Here is a 1,040-nt window from a genome sequence, read left to right as displayed (position 1 = left end):
CCCCAGGCGATGGAGGTGGCGGGCAGTCCGTCGGCGCGCCGCTGTTCGGCCAGCGCGTCCAGGCAGGCGTTGGCCGCCGCGTAGTTGCCCTGACCGGCGCCGCCGACCGTGCCCGCGAACGACGAGAACAGCACGAACGCCGACAGCTCCAGTCCCATCTCACCGGCCAGCTCGTGCAGATGACGCGCCGCATCCGCCTTCGGACCCAGCACCGAAGCCAGACGCTCCGGCGTCAGACCGTCCAGCACACCGTCATCCAGCACACCGGCCGCGTGGAACACCGCCGACACCGGATACTCCACCAGCAGCTTCGCCACCGCGTCCCGGTCAGCCACATCACAGGCAACCACCGTCGCTGTCACGCCGGACACCGCGAGCTCCGCCACCAGCTCGGCAGCGCCCGGAGCCTGCGGACCCCGACGGCTCGTCAGTACGAGCTCCTTCGCACCCGCCGAAGCCAGCCAACGCGCCACCCGCGAACCCAGCGCACCCGTACCACCGGTCACCAGCACCGGACCACCGGGCCGCCAGCCGTCACCCGCCACCGGGGCGAACGGAGCCCTGACCAGACGACGGGCGAACACACCCTCCGCCCGCACCGCGACCTGATCCTCACCGGTACCGCCGGAAAGGACCGAGGCCAGCAACGACACCGTCCGCTCGTCCAGCGACTGCGGGAGGTCCACCAGACCGCCCCACCGCTCACCGAACTCCAACGCCGCCACCCGGCCCAGACCCCACACCTGCGCCCGAACCGGATCCACCACACGGTCCGACACACCCGTCGACACCGCACCACGGGTCACACACCACAACCGGGCACCGACACCCGCATCACCCAGCGCCTGCACCAACGACAGCGAACCCGCCACATCCAGCACCGACACCACACCATCGATGACGCCCACACCCGACAGGGCACCGGCCAGCTCCCCACGCGAACGGCCACCCGCCACCAGCTCCACCACATCGGCACCCGACGCCGACAACAGCCCCACCACGTCGGCACCCGCCTCCGCCGACACCACCAGCCAACGGCC

The 1,040-nt window shown here is 71.5% G+C and carries 1 protein-coding gene; it reads right to left on the bottom strand.

Translation table 11 applies throughout. The features are described 5' to 3' along the window. Positions 1-1,040, bottom strand: a 1,040-nt coding sequence (locus ACZ7IF_RS39315) for a beta-ketoacyl reductase (protein ID WP_470981857.1), incomplete at both ends; no start/stop codon positions are given.

This window comes from Streptomyces sp. NPDC037421 (assembly GCF_055602105.1).
The sequence above is the reverse complement of the archived record's forward strand: the minus strand, read 5'-3'. Positions and strand labels throughout refer to the sequence as shown.